Source organism: Streptomyces sp. NPDC031497 (assembly GCF_055580905.1).
Genome location: NZ_JBVIKO010000002.1, coordinates 164,727 through 182,327, shown reverse-complemented (window position 1 = coordinate 182,327; position 17,601 = coordinate 164,727). Strand labels below are relative to the sequence as shown.

Below are 17,601 nucleotides of genomic sequence, written 5' to 3'. Positions count from 1 at the left end.
CCTCGACTTTTTTTGTCGGCGGTGCTGCGGTTCCCGTGCGGACGGGATGAAACGGATGACTTAAGCACTCTTGATAGGTGACCTTCGAAACCAAGGTCATGCGATCGGAAGGCTTGATGATTGCCCTATTCGCGTGCTCGGCCCTGTGAAAGTGATGTGACCCCGGTCGCTTTACGAGTACGGAATCCGAAGGTAAACAGCCATTGACGCAGCGGTTTTCGTCGAGGTTCCATGCAGCACAGCCCAACCGCCGGAGGCATCCGCACGACGCGATCGGAACCGCCGCATGACCGACACGCTCCGCCCCGTCGACACCGCCCTCCCCGAGGTGGCCGACAGCCCCAAGACGCTCAAGCGCTCCATCGGCGTGGTCGGCGGCACCCTCCTGACCCTCTCCTGCGTGACCCCCGCCTCGACGCTCTTCGTGGTCGTCCCCGACCTGTTCGGCTCCCTCGGCACCGCCACCGCCCTGACGATCGCCATCGGCTCCCTCCTCTGTATCGCCGTGGCGTTCTGCTACTCGGAGCTGGGCACGCTCATCCCGAGCGCGGGCGGCGAGTACGCGATGGTGTCCACGATGGCGGGCCGCCTGGCCGGCTGGCTGGTCTTCGTCCTCTCCCTCCTCGTCGTGATGATCGTGCCCCCGGTGATCGCCATGGGCACGGCCGACTACCTGGCCCCGATCGTCCACCTGGACCCCGCCATGGCCGGCGCCGGCGTGATGCTCCTCGCGACCCTCGCCGGCCTCCTGGACCTGCGCGCGAACGCCTGGATCACCGGCATCTTCCTGGTTCTGGAGGTCATCGCGGCGGGCGTGGTGGCCGTGCTGGGCTTCTCCCACAGCCACCGCGGAGCCGGCAGCCTCACCTCCATGCAGGTGGCGGACACCGGCGGCCACACCACCACCGTTACGGCGATGCTGGTGGTCTCCGGGCTCGCCATCGCCCTCTTCGTCACCCAGGGCTTCTCCACGGCGGTCTACCTCTCCGAGGAACTGGAGAACCCGCGCCGCAACGTCGCCCGCACGGTCCTCGCCACCCTCGCGATCTCCACGGTGATCATCCTCGTCCCGGTCGCCGCGATCACCATGGGCGCGACCGACCTCAAGGCCCTCACCGGCGGCGACATCAGCGCCATGGTCACCGCCTGGTCGAACTCCGCGGTCGGCACGTTCGTCAGCCTCTGCGTGGCCCTCGCGATCATCAACGCGGGCATCGTCATGGTCATCCAGAACTCCCGCGTCCTGTTCGCCTCGGCCCGCGACAAGGCCTGGCCGGCCCCGGTCAACAGCGCCCTCTCCCGCCTGGGCCGCTTCGGCTCCCCCTGGGTGGCCACCCTCGCCGTCGGCGTCCCCGGCGCCCTGCTCTGCTTCGTCAACCTGGACACCCTGTACGGCGTGACGGGCGTGTCGGTGACCGGCATGTACCTCCTGGTCGCCGTCGCCGCGCTGCTGGCCCGCCGGGGCGCCCACAAGCACACCGCGGCCTGGCGCATGCCCCTGTGGCCGGCGATGCCGATCATCCTCATCGCCGTCCTCGCCTACATCCTCACCCAGCAGGAAACCACCTACCTCCTGTGGACCGGCGGCATCACAGCAGCGGCAACCCTCTACTGGGCCCTCTACCTCCGCCCCCGCAAGGAAACCCACTGGGTGGTCTCGATCCCGGAGGACGTCCAGTCCTGAAGAGATTGCGACTGCAGCCCCCCGCCAGAGGCGCGGGGCTGTGTCGTTTTGCGGCTACCGCCGCGCGGGCGCGACAAGCCACGACGGCGTGCAACTGTCCGCACGGACCGAAGCGCCCGATAGGGGCGCGGGGCTGTGTCGATGTGCGGCTACCGCCGCGCGGGCGCGAGTGGCCACGACGGCGCGCAACTGTCCGCACGGACCGAAGCGCCCGATAGGGGCGCGGGGCTGTGTCGATGTGCGGCTACCGCCGCGCGGGCGCGACAAGCCACGACGGCGCGTAACTGTCCGCACGGACCGAAGCGCCCGATAGGGGCGCGGGGAACTGCGCGAACGGCCCCCACCCACCCGCACCCGAAGTCGCCCCGGCGTCCCGGTGTACCGCACCCGAAGTACGCGGCAACGCGCCCGTACTCCTCGGGGATGGCCAGGGGTTCACCCCAGCGTCGGCATCGGATGTCAGTCCGGGCCCGTACCGTTGAGGGCATGGATCTTCGACCCCCCGGCCTACGAGCCCTGCTTCGGCGGCCGCGGCGACTTCTGTCCGCCGCGGCCGCCGTCGTGGTGCTCGTGGGCGCCGGCACCTGGACGGCCGTCGCGTCCGACGACCCGACCCCGGTGCACCGGTCCGACAAGGTCATGGCCGTCGACGGGGTCCGGCTGGACACCTCGTTCTTCACCACCCCCGGCACCGGCCGACGCCCCGCGGTCCTCCTCGCCCACGGCTTCGGCGGCTCCAAGGCCGACATGCGCCAGGAGGCGGAGGACCTCACCCGCCAGGGATACGCGGTCCTCACCTGGTCCGCCCGCGGCTTCGGCAGGTCGACCGGCAGGATCGGCCTGAACGACCCGAAGGGCGAGGTCGCCGACGTCTCCCGGCTCATCGACTGGCTGGCGCAGCAGCCCCAGGTCCAGCTCGACAAGCCCGGCGACCCCCGCGTCGGCATGGCCGGCGGCTCCTACGGCGGCGCGATCTCCCTCCTGGCCGCCGGCTACGACCAGCGCGTGGACGCGATCGCCCCGTCGATCACCTACTGGAACCTCGCGGACGCCCTGTTCCCGAACGGCGTGTTCAAGAAGCTGTGGGCCGGGATCTTCTTCAACACCGGCGGCGGCTGCGCCAGGTTCGAGCCGGCGCTGTGCGCGATGTACAACCGGGTCGCCGAGTCGGGCAAGCCGGACGCGGCCGCGGTCAAGCTCCTGGAGGAGCGCTCACCGTCGGCCGTCGGCACCCGCATCAAGGTGCCCACCCTCCTCTTCCAGGGCCAGACCGACTCCCTCTTCACCCTCGCCCAGTCCGACGCCGCCGCGAAGGCGATCCGTGCCAACGGCGCCCCCGTCGACGTCGACTGGATCGCCGGCGGTCACGACGGCGGCGACCTGGAGACCAGCCGCGTCGAGGGCCGGGTCACCTCCTGGTTCGACCGCTATCTGAAGGGCGACAAGGCCACCGACACCGGCCCGGCCTTCCGGATCACCCGCACCGGAGGCGTCGACTCCACCGACGGCACCGCCCAGCTGCGGGGCGCGACCGCGGACAGCTACCCCGGCCTGGAGGGCGACCGGAAGTCCATCGCCCTGACGGGCGGCACACAGCGCGTCGAGAACCCGGCGGGCGCCACCCCGCCCGCGGTCTCCGCGCTGCCCGGCCTCGGCGCCGGCGGCGGCCTCGCCCAGCTCTCCTCCCTCGGTGTCGGCGTCTCCCTGGACTTCCCGGGCCAGTACGCCCGCTTCGACTCGGCGCCCGTCGCCGACAACGTGCAGATCACCGGCTCACCCACGGCCACCGTCCACATCACCTCGACGAGCGACGACGCCGTGCTGTTCGGCAAGGTGTATGACGTCGGCCCGGACGGCACCCAGCAGGTGCTGCCCTCCCAGCTGGTCACCCCGATCCGCGTCGAGGGAGCCAGGTCCGGCAAGGACGTCACGATCACCCTCCCGGCGATCGACCACGAGGTGCAGAAGGGCCACCGGCTGCGCCTGGTCCTCGCCTCCACCGACCTCGGCTACGCCTCCCCGACCGCCCCGGCGACGTACACGGTCTCCCTCAAGGGCGCCCTCGGCGTGCCGACGGCACCCCAGGTGGACACGGCCGCCGCGGCGCTGCCCTCCTGGGTGTGGTGGCTGCCGGCGGCCGGAGCTCTCGCCGCCCTGGCGCTGCTGGTCACCGGCCGCCGCCGTACCGCCACCCCGGCTCCGGACCCCGAGCTCGCCGAGATCCCGCTGCAGATCACGGACCTGAGCAAGCGCTACGCCGGCTCCACTGACCGGTACGCGGTCCGGGAGCTGTCCTTCCGCGTCGAGAAGGGCCAGGTCCTCGGCCTGCTCGGCCCGAACGGCGCGGGCAAGACCACCACCCTGCGCATGCTGATGGGCCTGATCAAGCCGGACGACGGCGAGATCCGGGTCTTCGGCCACGCCATCCGTCCGGGCGCCCCCGTCCTCTCCCGGGTCGGCGCCTTCGTGGAGGGCGCCGGCTTCCTGCCGCACCTCTCCGGCCGGGAGAACCTGGAGCTGTACTGGCAGGCCACCGGCCGCCCGGCGGCCGACTCCCACATCGAGGAGGCCCTGGAGATCGCGGGACTCGGCGACGCACTGGCCCGCGCGGTCCGCACCTACTCGCAGGGCATGCGCCAGCGCCTCGCCATCGCCCAGGCCATGCTCGGCCTGCCGGACCTGCTCATCCTCGACGAACCGACCAACGGCCTCGACCCGCCGCAGATCCGCGAGATGCGCGAGGTGATGATCCGGTACGCGGCCGCCGGCCGTACGGTGATCGTCTCCAGCCATCTCCTCGCCGAGGTCGAGCAGTCCTGCACCCACCTCGTGGTGATGGACCGCGGCCGGCTGATACAGGCCGGCCCGGTCGCGGAGATCGTCGGCTCCGGCGACACCCTGCTCGTCGGCACCGGCGTGCCCGTGGAGGAGCCCGTGGTGGAGAAGGTGGCCGCGCTGTCCGGCGTCGCCTCGGTGACCCGCACGGACGACGGACTGCTGGTGCGCATGGAGCCCGGCGGCAGCGCACCGCGACTGGTCGCCGAACTCGTCCGGCTCGACGTGCCCGTGGCGTCCGTGGGCCCCCACCGCCGTCTCGAAGACGCCTTCCTGACCCTGATCGGAGGTTCCGCATGAGCACGCTCACCGAGGTCGCCTCCGGCTATCAGGCGGGCCGCACCCTGCCGCTGCGCGTCGAGCTGGTCCGCCAGCTGAAGCGCCGCCGCACCCTGGTGATGGGCGCGATCCTGGCCGTACTGCCGTTCGTCCTGCTGATCGCGTTCGCGATCGGCGGCCAGCCGGGCGAGCGGAACGGCCAGGTCACCCTGCTGGACACGGCCACCGCGTCCGGCGCCAACTTCGCCGCGGTCAACCTGTTCGTGTCGGCCGGGTTCCTGCTCGTCATCCCGGTCGCCCTGTTCTGCGGGGACACGGTGGCCTCGGAGGCCAGCTGGTCCTCCCTGCGCTATCTGCTCGCCGCACCCGTGCCCAGGGCCCGCCTGCTGTGGTCCAAGCTGGTCGTCGCCCTCGGCCTCAGCCTGGCCGCGATGGTCCTGCTGCCGCTGGTCGCCCTGGCCGTCGGCACCGCCGCCTACGGCTGGGGACCGCTCCAGATCCCGACCGGCGGCGAACTCGACACCGGCACGGCGGCCCAGCGCCTCGCGGTCGTGGTGGCGTACGTCTTCCTGTCCCAACTGGTCACCGCGGGACTGGCGTTCTGGCTCTCCACCAAGACGGACGCACCCCTCGGCGCGGTCGGCGGCGCGGTCGGCCTGACCATCGTCGGCAACGTCCTGGACGCGGTCACCGCCCTCGGCCACTGGCGCGACTTCCTGCCCGCGCACTGGCAGTTCGCCTGGGCGGACGCCGTACAGCCGCATCCCGAGTGGTCCGGCATGATCCAGGGAACCGCGATCTCCATAACGTACGCCCTGGTGCTGTTCGCCCTGGCCTTCCGGGGTTTCGCCCGCAAGGACGTGGTCTCCTAGGTCACCGGACGATCTCCCTCCGGCATCGAAACCCCTGGTCCGTGCCCGGTTCGAGATCCATCCGCAACGCTTCGGGTCGCACGTTCCACCCCCTCACGCCGTCAGAGTCGGGACAGAGCCAGAGAGCCAGAAGGCCGACTCCGACCGGCACAGGGGGCACACCAGATGGAGCACTACCGGATACGACGCACCCGAGGGGCACTGCTCGCCCTCACCACCACGGCCGCCCTGCTGCTGACGGCCTGCGGCGCGGGCGACGGCAGCCACTCGTCCAACGACGCGAAACAGAGCAACGGCCTTCCGGCCCCGGCTCCCAGCCGGCCGCAGGACGAGGACTCCGCGACCACCCCGGCCTCCGACTACCTGTCCACCTTCGCCCTGGACGTCGACACCGCGTCCTACGGCTACGCCCGCCGTACCCTCGCCGACGGCGAGCGCCCCGCCCCCTCGACCGTCCGCGCCGAGGAGTTCGTCAACAGCTTCCGCCAGGACTACCCCACCCCCGACCACAACGGCTTCACGGTCACGGTGGACGGCGCCCGCACCACCGACCCGAACTGGTCCCTGGTCCGGGTGGGCCTCGCCACCCGGCCCGCCGACGCCACCGCCGAACGCCCGCCCGCGGCCCTCACCTTCGTCATCGACGTCTCCGGCTCCATGGACGAGCCGGGCCGGCTGGACCTCGCCAAGAAGTCCCTGGACACGATGACCGACCGGCTGCGCGACGACGACTCGGTCGCGATCGTCGCCTTCAGCGAACACGCCGAGACCGTCCTGCCGATGACCCGCCTCGCCGGCCACCGCGGCGAGATCCACGACGCCGTCGACAGCCTCGACGCCCTCTACTCCACCAACCTCGGCGAGGGCGTGAAGACCGGCTACGCCACCGCCGTCGAAGGCCTGCGCAAGGACGCCACCAACCGTGTCGTCCTGATCTCCGACGCCCTCGCCAACGACGGCGAGACCGACCCCGACGCCATCCTGAAGCGCATCGACAGCGACCGCCGCGAGTACGGCATCACGCTGTTCGGCGTGGGCGTCGGCAGCGACTACGGCGACGCGCTCATGGAACGCCTCGCCGACAAGGGCGACGGCCACACGACGTACGTCTCCGACACCGCCACCGCGACCCGGGTCTTCTGCGAGCAACTCCCGCAGAACATCGACCTGGTGGCCCGCGACGCCAAGGCCCAGGTGGCCTTCGACCCGCACACGGTCGCCGACTTCCGGCTGATCGGCTACCAGGACCGCAAGGTCGCCGACGAGGACTTCCGTGACGACCGGGTGGACGGCGGCGAGGTGGGCCCCGGCCACACGGTGACGGCCCTCTACGCGGTCCGCACCAGGCCGGGCGCGGAGGGCCACCTGGCCACCGCCACGGTCCGCTGGCTGGACCCCGAGACCCGCGCCCCGCACGAGGACACGGGGGCGATGGAGACCGGCGCGCTGCACGACTCGGTCTGGGCGGCGTCCCCACGCTTCCAGGTCACGGCGGTGGCGGCGTACTTCGCGGATGCGCTGGCGGGCGGTGACTACGACATTCCCGGGAAGCCCGGCCTCGGCAGCCTCCACTCCCGGGCCGCGACGCTGGCACGAACGACCGAGGACAAGGACGTGTCCGGCTTGGCGACCGCCATCGGGGAGGCGAGCCGTTCGGACGCGGACGACTGACGCGCCCGTCACCGGGGTCACGGAACGTCGGTCGGGCCGGGAATACATGCGCCGTCATGCTGTTTTGATACTTGCTGAGTCAAGCATCAACAAGGAGGCGGCATGCAGTTCGGGGTGTTCGGCATCGGTGACATCTCGCCCGACCCGACGGCGCACCCGAAGCCGGACCCGGGGAACATCGCATGAACAACCTGCCCGTCGCCCCCCGGCAGGTCCTCACCATCACGGTCGTCAATGCCGGGGTGAGTGACCCGTCCTCGACCCGGCTGCTGGCCGACCGGATCGCCCGGAAGAGCGTCGACGCCCTCCGTGACATCGGCATTGCCGCGACCGTGCGCTCGATCGATCTGGGTCCGCTCGCCGTCGAGATCGCACGGTCGATCGTCTTGGGGATGCCCGACCCGAAGGTGCGGGACGCCCACGCACAGCTGGCCGAGTCGGACGCGATCATCGCCGCCACTCCCGTCTACAAGGCAGGGATCAGTGGCCTGTTCAAGTCGTTCACCGACCTGATCGACAACGACCTGCTCATCGCCAAACCGGTCGTCCTCGCCGCCACCGGCGGCTCGGCCCGGCACAGCATGGTCGTCGACGGCCACCTCCGGCCGCTGTTCGCGTTCCTCCGGACGCTCCCGATGCCGACCTCCCTCTACGCCGCACCGCAGGACTGGGACTCGACCGACCTCGGCAAACGCATCGCCCGCGCGGCCGGCGAACTCGCCGCCGTCCTGCGCAGCGGTGCCGGCCGTGACATCGCCGACGGCAACGGGGCGGGCTACCGGCACGTGTTCGGCGCCACCGCCACCCGCGCCGAACACGGCACCGAAGACGTCGACTTCGACACCGATCTCATGCGCCTGGCCGCCGGTGGAACCGTACGCCCCCCGGCCGGTGACAGGGCCGATGAACGCTGACGTACCCGCCCCGGCACGGGGACCGGCGGAGCCCGAGCAGGCCGACGGCCGCGTGACGGTGCTGGTCATCGGCGGCGGGCGGACCTGAACCAGCACTGCCTCGTGCCCGCCCGACAAACAGTCCAGCGAAAGAATCAGAGGTTTTCTCATGAAGTTTCAAGTCCTCGACATCCTGCCGCACCTCAAGAACCCGGTGACCGGGCGTGAGATCCGTACCGACGAGCGGTACTCCCAGGCGCTGACCTCGGCACGCTACGCCGAGGAGTTCGGGTTCGACGCGGTCGCGCTGGGCGAACGCCACGCCGGCGACTTCCTCTCCAGCGGCGTCACGGTCCTGCTCGGTGCGATCGCAGCGACCACCAGCCGGGTCCGGATCCAGACAGGTGTCTCGGTCCTGTCGATCCACGACCCGCTGCGCGTCGCCGAGGACTACGCCACGATCGACCAGCTCTCCCGCGGCCGGCTCGAACTCGTCATCGGCAAGGGCAACGAGCTGCGTCAGCTGCCGATGTTCGGTATCGAGAACGGCGACCAGTGGGAGGCGCTGGCGGAGAAGTACGAGCTGCTCCACCGGCTGTGGCGCGAGGAGAACCTCACCTGGCAGGGTCGCTTTCGCGGACCGCTGAACGAGGTCACCAGCCTGCCGCGCCCCTTCGCCGGCGCCCCTCGCGTGTGGCACGGGTCGGCGACCACGACGGCCTCGGCGAGCCTCGCGGCGAAGTGGGGCGACCCGCTCTTCTCCGCCAACGCCATCCAGCCCCGCGACAACTACACCGTACTCATCGACCACTACCGCAAGGAGTACGACCGACACGGGCACGATCCCAGGTTCGCCTATGTCGCCGCGGGTGCGGGCTTCCTCTACCTGGCCGACACGACCCAGGAGGCGCGGGAGGCCTTCGGGCCGGCGTACGAGCGGATCGTGGCCTACTTCAACCAGCCCGGGAACCACACGCCCGGCAACGAGATGACGTTCGCGACCATCGATGACGCCATCGAGCGTGGCCCTGTCCTGGTCGGGTCGCCGCAGCAGATCGCCGAGAAGATCCTCTGGTTCCACGAGGGGTTCGGACACGATCTGCAGTCCTTCAGCCTCCCGACGTTCATCCCGCACGAGCAGCAGCTCAACATGCTCGAACGGTTCGCCAGTGAGGTCATACCGGTGGTCCGCAAGGCTGCCCCGACGACGCTGTGGAGCGATGAAGACCCCTACGGCGGCCGCCCCGCCGCCCATGGCCGAACCGTCGCAGACGCCGCCACGAAGATCGAACGGGCGCGGCGCTGATCGCACGCGGAACCCGACCCGTCCCGACCCATTGACGCATCCTTACCTACGGGTAAGTTGACGCCCCATGGGCGTACGCAGCGACCTCAAGCGAGCACGTCGACGTACCGACCTCGCCGCCCGGGGCGAGGTCGGGGTCATCAGGGACGAGGCCGGCGTCGTACGGGAGGTGCGCCGACCGCCCCTCGCCGCCCCGCTCGCGACCGGCTCCCTCGCCGACCTCCCCCACACCAACGCGGCCGAGGACCCCGGCGCCACGGCGATCCGGCTCCGTGAGGGCACCGTCACGGCCGCCGCCTTCGCCGCTCAAGTGACCGCCGTGGCAAAGGGGTTGATCCGCGCAGGCCTTGCCGCGGGCGACCGCGTCGCCGTGATGTCCCGCACCCGCTACGAGTGGACGGTCCTCGACTTCGCCATCTGGTCGGCCGGCGGGGTGACCGTCCCGGTCTACCCCACCTCCTCCGCGGAGCAGGTGGAGTGGATCGTCCGGGACTCCGGCGCCCGCCATGTCGTCACCGAGACCCCGGAGAACACCGCCACCGTCACCACCGGCACCGCCCGGCACCCCCGACCCCCGCGCGTCTGGGAACTGACGGAGACATCAGCCGCTGCCGCGGCGGGCGGCGCGGTCGCCGAACTCACCGCCCTCGGCGCGGACATCCCCGACGAGGACGTCGCCAAGCGCCGCGGCACCCTCACCCCCGACTCGATCGCCACCGTCTGCTACACCTCCGGCACCACCGGCCGCCCCAAGGGCTGCGTCCTCACCCACGCCAACCTGCACGCCGAGGCCGCCAACACGGTCGAGCTGCTGTACCCCGTCTTCCAGGCGGTCACCGGGCAGACCGCCTCGACCCTGCTGTTCCTGCCGCTCGCCCACATCCTGGGCCGTACGCTCCAGATCGCCTGTCTGATGGGCCGGATCGAGATGGGCCACTTCCCGAGCGTGAAGCCGGACGAACTCCGGCCCGCGCTACGGGAGTTCCGGCCGACGTTCCTGGTCGGGGTGCCGTACCTCTTCGAGAAGATCCATGACACCGGGCGGGCGACGGCCGAGAAGATCGGCCGGGGCGCCTCCTTCGACCGGGCGGAACGGACCGGCGTGCGCTTCGCCGAGGCCTACCTGAACAAGTTCCTCGGCACCGGAAAGGGCCCCGGCCCAGGCCTGTACGCCGCGTGGGCCCTGTACGACCTGCTGGTCTACCGCCGTATCCGCAAGGAACTCGGCGGCCGGATGCGGTACGCCATCAGCGGCGGCTCCCCGCTCGACCGGAACCTCAACCTGTTCTTCCACGCGGCCGGGATCGTCGTCTACGAGGGCTACGGCCTGACCGAGACCAGCGCGGCCGCCACGATCGTGCCGCCACTGGCGCCCCGCCCCGGCACGGTCGGGCAGCCGATCCCGGGGACGGCCGTCCGGATCGCCGACGACGGCGAAGTGCTGATCAAGGGGCCGGTGGTCTTCGGGTCGTACTGGAACAACCCGGCCGCGACCGCCGAAGTGCTCCCGGACGACGGCTGGTTCGCGACCGGCGACCTCGGCACGCTCGACGAGGACGGCTATCTCACCATCACCGGCCGTAAGAAAGACCTGCTGGTCACCTCCGGCGGCAAGAACGTCTCGCCGGCCGTCCTGGAGGACCGGCTGCGCAGCCGCGCGCCCGTCGGCCAGTGCCTGGTCGTCGGCGACAACCGGCCCTTCGTCGCCGCGCTGATCACCCTGGACCCCGAAGCCCTCGCCCACTGGATGTCCGTGCGGAAGCTGCCGCCGGACACCCCGCTCGCCGAGCTGGTGCGCGACGGCCGGCTGCGGGCCGAGGTGCAGAAGGCGGTCGACCACGCCAACGCGGCCGTCTCCCGCGCCGAGTCGATCCGTGCCTTCGCCCTGGTCGAGGGCGACTTCACCGAGGACAACGGCCTGCTCACCCCGTCCCTCAAGGTGAAGCGGCACGCGGTGGCCGCCCGCTACGCCGACGAGATCGAGGCGCTGTACCGAAAGTGAGCCCAGGGCACGAAAAGGCGGCGGGCCACCGGAAGAACCGGTGGCCCGCCGCCCGCGGAACGTCTGCCGGACTACTTGTTGGCGGTGCCGTTGGCGGACAGGGCCGCGATGTCGTCCAGGATGTGCGAGAGCGGCTCGTCGCCCTTGGCCTGGGTGGAGTTCTCGACGCACTGCTGGTTCTGCGGGGAGGACAGGACGTTGATGTCCTGGACGTTGATCGGGACAGCGCCGACGAGGCCCTGCAGGTTCAGCTTGGCGGGCAGGCCGACGCACGGCTTGTTCAACGACCCCTGGACCAGCGAGAGCTGCGGGCTCTGGTCGCCGAACGTGGCCGAGTTGCCGAACTCCGACTTGGCGCCGTTACCGCTGGCCGAGGTGGTGCCGCTGTCGTTGCCGGTGGCCAGGGCCTGCGGAGCGGCCGTGGCCGCGAAACCGGCGACGGTGGCGGCAACGGCCGCGGTTGCCCACAGCTTCTTCATGTTCATTCCCTTTCGAAAGGCGGACTCCGGGGAGGAGCTGCGTGATCGTCAACGCCCGAAACCGCGCCCGGGTTGCGTGCTTTGCCCCCATTGGAGCAGCGCAGTCCGATTAGGCGACGAGCGCCCCGCCGGGGGGCGGGTGCGCCGGAAACGACGCAGGCCGGCGTGCCGCCGGGAAGTCGGCGGCCCGTCGGCCGAGAGCACCCCGACAGGGGCCCGGAAGGCGTCGGGACTACTTGTTGGCGGTGCCGTTCGAGGACAGGGCCGCGATGTCGTCCAGGATGTGCGAGAGCGGCTCGTCGCCCTTGGCCTGGGTGGAGTTCTCGACGCACTGCTGGTTCTGCGGCGCGGACAGGACGTTGATGTCCTGAACGTTGATCGGGACGGCGCCGAGGAGGCCCTGCACGTTCCCCTTGACGGGCAGGCCGATGCACGGCTTGTTGAAGGAGCCCTGGATCAGCGCCAGCTGGGGGCTCATGTTGCCGTACGTGGCGGAGTTGCCGAACGCCTGCGAGGCGCCGTTGCCGCTCGCCGAGGTGGTGCCGTGGTCATTGCCGGTGGCCAGGGCGGGCGAGGCGGCCGCAGCGGTGGCGCCGACAACGGAGGCTGCGACAGCGGTGGCGGCCAGAACCTTCTTGATCACTTGTCAATTCCCTTCTGAGGACACCCCGTCGACCGGAGCTCCCTGGTCAACTGCGTGCGATCCCATTGGTTGCTCCCCTTCACCCCGATGGCCCACGGTCCGGCATTCTCCGACCCCGCCGTCGGGCGGTTCCTACGCGAATTCCGGACGGGGCACCGGTCCGATCGGGTGACGTACCGCGTGCCTGCCGCAACCATTCCGGGCGCGGGCGGTTGATGCCGGGCAGGAACGTCCGTCTTGGCGTGAAGCCGGGAAAGGAAATAACGAAATGCTGAAGAAGGCAATGGCCGCGGTGGCGGTCGCCGCGTCCGTCGTAGGTGTGTCGGCGGCGGCAGCCCCCCAGGCGCTTGCCACCGGCAACGACCACGGCACCACCTCCGCCAGCGGCAACGGAGCCCACGAGAAGTTCGGCAACCAGGTGACCAAGGGCAAGATGAGCCCGCAGGCCACGCTGGTCCAGAGCTCCCTGAACAAGCTGTGCGTCGGTCTGCCCGTCAAGGGGAACGTGCAGGCCATCCTCGGCGCCGTCCCGATCGACGTCCAGGACGTCAACGTCCTGTCCGCGCCGCAGAACCAGCAGTGCGCCGAGAACTCCACCCAGGCCAAGGGCGACGAGCCGCTCTCGCACATCCTGGACGACATCTCGGCTCTCTCCGCCAACGGCGTCGCCAACAAGTGACCCCGGTCTCGTGGAATCCGCTCGGGCGGCGTGTGAACACACGCCGCCCGAGCGGATTTCGCTGCGATCAACCAATTCCTGCTGTGAAGGCGTTCGAGTGAATTACCTGACGGCGCGCGTTCCGTAGTTTCTTCGGCCGCCTATTTCTCGTTCTACAGTCTGCCGGTCATGATGCGAGCCGTTCATGCTGTGCTCGCTCGGTTTCGGCCGTCATATGGGCATGACCGCAGAGAAGGGAAAGTTCATGAAGAAGACCGCTGCTGTCGCCACCGGTGTAATCCTGGCCCTGGGCGCTGCCGTTCCGGCCTTCGCGGACTCGGGTGCCGAGGCTGCTGCCGTCGGTTCCCCGGGCGCTGTCTCCGGCAACACGATCCAGGTTCCGGTCCACGTTCCGGTCAACGCCTGCGGCGACACCGTTGACGTCATCGCGCTGCTGAACCCCGCGTTCGGCAGCGCCTGCGCCGACGACTGACGACGTCAGCGCAGCGCACCAGCCGTCCGGCTGTGTCACGGCCGGCCTCGGACCGTCGATCTTTCGCATCCGCGCTCCGAGGCCGGTTTTTCCACTTCTGAGCAGGAAGGCAACGAGATTGCGACAGACCCTCAGCAGGGGAATGGTCATGGCCGCCGCCGCGGCCGGCATGCTGTCCCTGTACGCCAGTCCCGCGCTCGCCGACACGGACGCGACCGGGACCGCAGGCGGCTCACCGGGTGTCGTGTCCGGCAACAACGTCCAGGCCCCGGTGAACGTGCCGGTCAACGTGTGCGGCAACTCGGTCGACGTGGCCGCCGCGTTGAACACGGCCTTCGGCAACTCCTGTGCGAGCGAACCGGATACGGACGAGCACCCCGACAACCGCGCACCCGAGACGTCCTACGGCGACTCGGGCGCCGACATCTCGGGCTACGGCAGTACGGAATGCGACTCGGGCTACGGCGCCGAGGGCTCGCCCGGCACCACCCCGCCCCCCTACGGCGAAGAGACCTCGCCCCCCTGCGGCGAGACTCCGCCCCCGCCGACTCCGACTCCGACACCCCCACCGCCGAGCCGGACACCTCCATCGCCGACAGCGACTCCGACTCCGACGCCTCCGCCGCCGAGCCGGACGCCTCCGTCGCCGAGTGCGACACCTCCGCCCGGTGGCGGACACCACCAGGGAACACCGCCCTCCCTGCCGCACACCGGCAGTGACCGTGAGGCCATGCTCGCCGCCTCGGCCGCCAGCGCCGCACTGATCGCGGGCGGGACGACGCTGTACCGACGAGGCCGATCCGCGTCCCGCCGGTCCTAGTGCCTGTCTGACAATTCCCGTCTGCCTCACGACGCCATGCACGAACTCTCGCCGCACCGGGCGCAGACCCGAGTACGTCCAGTACGAGGGCCTACGCCCGGCACGCCGAGAGCACGCACCTGACGCCGCGAGGCCGCCCTCCGGGCGACGACGGGAATGGTCAGACAGACCCTGGCCCGCCGGGTGCCGGATGCCTCCCGAAGGCTCCGGCACCCGCGTCCGTCAGCTCCGCACCGTGTCCGGTGCCGGTTCCAGGTGGTCCGCGTCGAGGCCCCAGTCGGCCGGACCCGAGCGCAGCCGCCGCCGTACCCCGCGCACCAGCGTGCCCGCGGTGAAGCCGGCGCCGTGCACGAAGCGCATCGCCGGGCCGAAGCCCGCGGCCGTGATCAGACCGGCCAGGAACAGCCCGGGGTACGACGACTCGAAGTCCCGGCCGACCTCCGGCGCCCCGTCGGCCCCCGTCACCAGCGTCGTACGCAGGTCGTCGGCCAGGAGCCCGAGCCGCTCCCGGGTCGCCCTGAACCCCGTGGCCGCGATGACGTGTTCGGTCTCCAGGGTGCCCACCCCGCCGCCGCGCGTCTCCGTGTCCAGGCGCACCCCGCCCGCGGTGGCCCGGGCCGCCGTCACCTCGCGGCCGAGCAGTACCTCCACCCCGGACTCCACCCGCTCCCGCACCCACCAGGCGCCGGCCGGGCCGAGGGCCGTGGCCGCGATCCGCGCCCGGGTCGGCTCCGCGAGCCGCCGGTACAGGCCGGGGCGCTCGGAGTAGAACCAGTTGCGCCAGCCGGGACCGAGACCGCTGTGCGGGGCGCGCGCCGACTGCCACCAGGGGCGCTCCCAGGGCGGCGGCACCTCGTTCCAGTACAGCTCCTCCGCGCGCACCAGCACCCGTACCCTGCTGCCCTGTTCGGCGAGGAGCGCGGCGGTCTCCAGGGCCGCCTGGCCGCCGCCGATCACCGTGACGTCCCGGCCCCGGAAACGGTCGAGGTCGGCATGGTGGCTGCTGTGTGAGACCAGGTCGGGGGAGAGGCCGCGCAGCGCGGACGGGATCTCGACGAACGGCAGCACGCCGACGGCGAGGGCGACGGTCCGGCCGTGCAGGGTCTCGCCGTCCTCCGTCGTCGCGTCGAATCCGCCGGCGCGGGGAGCGATACGGGTGACGGTGCGTTCGTCGACGGGCGGGGCGGCGTTGCGGGCGAACCACAGGCCGTACTCGGTGAACATGTCCAGCGGGATCGGCCGCCCGTGCCGGGCCTCGACCCCCCGGCCCGCGCAGTACACGTCCAGCCGCCAACGCGCCTCGGGGTCCGACAGGTTGGAGGCCCAGGGTTCGGACTTGAGGAACATCCCGCGGGGCATGTGGTCGCGCCAGGACGCCATCGGGCGGCCGAAGACACGCACGTTCAGCCCCGCCGTCGCGGCGTGGGACGCGATGGACAGGCCGTACGGGCCCGCTCCCACCACCAGCAGGTCGTACATCAGCAGCTGCTCGCTTTCTCGTCGTCGGACCGGTCGGGCAGACCGGAGAGGCTGGGGACACCGGACACTCCGGAGAGTTCCTCGTCCAGGGCGGCCGGGCAGCGCTCCCCGGCCGGCTCCCCGGCCTGGCGGACCACGACGGAGGCCGGCGGCGGGACCGGGGCCGTGCCGGGGCGCAGCCGGCCGAGGAGCCGGCCGGCCACATGCCGGCACCACAGCGCCCACATGGCGAGGCCCGGCCCCCGGTCGTCCGGCGCGCTCCAGGCGAGTTCGCGCCCGCGCGGGGCCGGCCGCAGCGCGCTCAGCGGCGCGTAGTTCTCCACCACGAACGCCCGCCCGGCCAGCGGAGCCCCGGCGGTCAGCGGGCGGTGGGTCAGATCCAGGTGCAGGGCGCGTACGACGTCCAGGCCCGCGCTGTCGGCGAAGAGCCGGAACTGGGCGCCCGGACGGGGGTTGAAGTCGAGGAGGTGGTAGCGGCCGGTGCTGCCGCAGCGCCGGAAGTCCAGGTCGAAGATGCCCCGGAAGCCCAGTTCGCCGGTGAGCCGCTCGGCCAGCCCCTGGACCTGCGGGTTGGGCGTCCACAGGCCGACCGCGGTCAGGCCCGCCCCGCGCGGCCAGGCCCGCTGCTTGCGGCCGGGGCCGCCCGCGCGGACCGCGCCGGTGCGGTCGGCGTAGCCGTGGAAGAACCAGTCGCGGTCCGGGCCCGGCGGCAGGAACTCCTGGAGCAGCAGACGGCTGCCCGCCTCGTCGGCCCGCAGGAACAGCTCCCGCGCCTCCCGCGCCGAGCGCACCACGACCGTGCTGCGCAGCCCGGACCCGGCCGGCAGCAGCCAGGGCCGGCTCCACTTGGCGACCACCGGCAGCCCGAGCCGCCAGACGGCGGCGGCTGCCTGCTCGGCGCTGTCCGGGACGAGGGTCCCCGGGTGCGGGATCCCGGCCGCCGCGCACACCTGGGCCAACTCGAACTTGTCGGCGACCCGTTCGGGAAGCAGGGCGGGCTGATGCGGCAGCAGGTAGGAGGGCGCGAGGTCCTCGCGGAGCCGGCCGACCGCGATCGCGCTCGCGTCGTCCATCGGGATCAGCACCGCCGGACGGGCGATCCGCGCCGCCACCCGGCGCAGCACGGCCACGATCTCCGCGGCGGACGCACCCGGCGCCGGCGGCGGATGCAGTTGCCGTACGAAGCGAGACCTGCCGACCGGGCTGCCGGTGGAATCGGCGACCAGGTGGACGTCCACGCCGGCTCTGCCGAGCGAGCGCACGGCCCCGAGGGTGCCGTGGTGAAAGGGATTCCGGTCGATCCGCAGCAGAACCGCGGGAACCCGGATGTCTAGCAGCGACACGGACCTTTTCCTTTGCCTCGGTTCACCCGTGCGGGCGTTCGGCGCACCCGAAAGCCGCAGCCGCACTGGCGGTATTCATATTGATATGACTGAGTGTCAGTAAGTGGTACTTCCTCAGCGCATGTGCGAACGAACGAAAAGTAC

At 71.4% G+C, this 17,601-nt stretch carries 14 protein-coding genes; 10 read left to right on the top strand and 4 right to left on the bottom strand.

The annotated features are described in order from the left end of the window. The first annotated feature begins 286 nt into the window (after positions 1-286). The 7 genes from ACZ5K7_RS04105 (at position 287) to ACZ5K7_RS04075 (ending at position 11,542) form a co-directional block, all read left to right on the top strand. Complete coding sequence (locus ACZ5K7_RS04105; RefSeq protein WP_468910167.1) at positions 287-1,684, top strand: APC family permease; 1,398 nt, start codon at positions 287-289, stop codon at positions 1,682-1,684. A 486-nt stretch (positions 1,685-2,170) separates the two neighbouring features. Beyond that, complete coding sequence (locus tag ACZ5K7_RS04100) at positions 2,171-4,819, top strand: CocE/NonD family hydrolase (protein ID WP_468910164.1); 2,649 nt, start codon at positions 2,171-2,173, stop codon at positions 4,817-4,819. Continuing rightward, entirely contained in the window at positions 4,816-5,670 is an 855-nt protein-coding gene (locus tag ACZ5K7_RS04095; protein WP_351690865.1) for an ABC transporter permease, read from the top strand. Before ACZ5K7_RS04100 ends, ACZ5K7_RS04095 begins: the two co-directional genes overlap by 4 nt. Positions 5,671-5,835: 165 nt before the next feature. Then, positions 5,836-7,341, top strand: a complete 1,506-nt coding sequence (locus ACZ5K7_RS04090) for a vWA domain-containing protein (protein WP_468910161.1) — start codon at positions 5,836-5,838, stop codon at positions 7,339-7,341. A gap of 182 nt (positions 7,342-7,523) precedes the next feature. Then, on the top strand, positions 7,524-8,255 hold the full coding sequence (locus ACZ5K7_RS04085) for a CE1759 family FMN reductase (protein WP_468910158.1): 732 nt from the start codon (positions 7,524-7,526) through the stop codon (positions 8,253-8,255). 148 nt (positions 8,256-8,403) lie between these two features. Beyond that, positions 8,404-9,540: an LLM class flavin-dependent oxidoreductase gene (locus tag ACZ5K7_RS04080; RefSeq protein ID WP_351690870.1), complete on the top strand. Its 1,137-nt coding sequence runs from the start codon at positions 8,404-8,406 to the stop codon at positions 9,538-9,540. Between the two features lie 67 nt (positions 9,541-9,607). Beyond that, complete coding sequence (locus ACZ5K7_RS04075; protein ID WP_468910155.1) at positions 9,608-11,542, top strand: AMP-dependent synthetase/ligase; 1,935 nt, start codon at positions 9,608-9,610, stop codon at positions 11,540-11,542. 71 nt (positions 11,543-11,613) lie between these two features. Here ACZ5K7_RS04075 and ACZ5K7_RS04070 read toward each other — a convergent pair whose 3' ends face one another. Together ACZ5K7_RS04070 and ACZ5K7_RS04065 are read right to left on the bottom strand one after the other, a co-directional pair. Then, positions 11,614-12,021, bottom strand: coding sequence for a rodlin (locus tag ACZ5K7_RS04070; RefSeq protein ID WP_453031814.1), 408 nt, complete (start codon positions 12,019-12,021; stop codon positions 11,614-11,616). A 232-nt stretch (positions 12,022-12,253) separates the two neighbouring features. Continuing rightward, positions 12,254-12,664, bottom strand: a complete 411-nt coding sequence (locus tag ACZ5K7_RS04065; RefSeq protein WP_351690876.1) for a rodlin — start codon at positions 12,662-12,664, stop codon at positions 12,254-12,256. A 268-nt stretch (positions 12,665-12,932) separates the two neighbouring features. Here ACZ5K7_RS04065 and ACZ5K7_RS04060 point away from each other — a divergent pair, with 268 nt between their 5' ends. From ACZ5K7_RS04060 to ACZ5K7_RS04050, 3 genes are all read left to right on the top strand, one after another. After that, a complete protein-coding gene (locus ACZ5K7_RS04060) occupies positions 12,933-13,343 on the top strand; it encodes a rodlin (protein ID WP_468910152.1) in 411 nt (136 codons plus the stop codon). 220 nt (positions 13,344-13,563) lie between these two features. After that, positions 13,564-13,815: a chaplin gene (locus tag ACZ5K7_RS04055; protein ID WP_450971632.1), complete on the top strand. Its 252-nt coding sequence runs from the start codon at positions 13,564-13,566 to the stop codon at positions 13,813-13,815. Between the two features lie 148 nt (positions 13,816-13,963). Continuing rightward, the gene (locus tag ACZ5K7_RS04050) at positions 13,964-14,635 is read left to right on the top strand and encodes a chaplin (protein ID WP_450971631.1); all 672 of its coding nucleotides are present in this window, start codon (positions 13,964-13,966) and stop codon (positions 14,633-14,635) included. Between the two features lie 222 nt (positions 14,636-14,857). On the opposite strand, the gene ACZ5K7_RS04045 is transcribed toward ACZ5K7_RS04050, so the two are convergent. Continuing rightward, complete coding sequence (locus ACZ5K7_RS04045) at positions 14,858-16,114, bottom strand: FAD-dependent oxidoreductase (protein WP_468910148.1); 1,257 nt, start codon at positions 16,112-16,114, stop codon at positions 14,858-14,860. Then, a complete protein-coding gene (locus tag ACZ5K7_RS04040; RefSeq protein WP_351690884.1) occupies positions 16,114-17,457 on the bottom strand; it encodes a carboxylate--amine ligase in 1,344 nt (447 codons plus the stop codon). Before ACZ5K7_RS04040 ends, ACZ5K7_RS04045 begins: the two co-directional genes overlap by 1 nt. Between the last annotated feature and the right edge of the window lie 144 nt (positions 17,458-17,601).

Bases quoted from the DNA above. Each gene is read 5' to 3' on its own strand.
- ACZ5K7_RS04080 (WP_351690870.1), top strand. From the start codon at position 8,404: ATGAAGTTTCAAGTCCTCGACATCCTGCCGCACCTCAAGAACCCGGTG.
- ACZ5K7_RS04090 (WP_468910161.1), top strand. From the start codon at position 5,836: ATGGAGCACTACCGGATACGACGCACCCGAGGGGCACTGCTCGCCCTC.
- ACZ5K7_RS04045 (WP_468910148.1), bottom strand. From the start codon at position 16,114: ATGTACGACCTGCTGGTGGTGGGAGCGGGCCCGTACGGCCTGTCCATC.
- ACZ5K7_RS04100 (WP_468910164.1), top strand. From the start codon at position 2,171: ATGGATCTTCGACCCCCCGGCCTACGAGCCCTGCTTCGGCGGCCGCGG.
- ACZ5K7_RS04095 (WP_351690865.1), top strand. From the start codon at position 4,816: ATGAGCACGCTCACCGAGGTCGCCTCCGGCTATCAGGCGGGCCGCACC.
- ACZ5K7_RS04075 (WP_468910155.1), top strand. From the start codon at position 9,608: ATGGGCGTACGCAGCGACCTCAAGCGAGCACGTCGACGTACCGACCTC.
- ACZ5K7_RS04050 (WP_450971631.1), top strand. From the start codon at position 13,964: ATGGCCGCCGCCGCGGCCGGCATGCTGTCCCTGTACGCCAGTCCCGCG.
- ACZ5K7_RS04055 (WP_450971632.1), top strand. From the start codon at position 13,564: ATGACCGCAGAGAAGGGAAAGTTCATGAAGAAGACCGCTGCTGTCGCC.
- ACZ5K7_RS04060 (WP_468910152.1), top strand. From the start codon at position 12,933: ATGCTGAAGAAGGCAATGGCCGCGGTGGCGGTCGCCGCGTCCGTCGTA.
- ACZ5K7_RS04085 (WP_468910158.1), top strand. From the start codon at position 7,524: ATGAACAACCTGCCCGTCGCCCCCCGGCAGGTCCTCACCATCACGGTC.
- ACZ5K7_RS04070 (WP_453031814.1), bottom strand. From the start codon at position 12,021: ATGAAGAAGCTGTGGGCAACCGCGGCCGTTGCCGCCACCGTCGCCGGT.
- ACZ5K7_RS04105 (WP_468910167.1), top strand. From the start codon at position 287: ATGACCGACACGCTCCGCCCCGTCGACACCGCCCTCCCCGAGGTGGCC.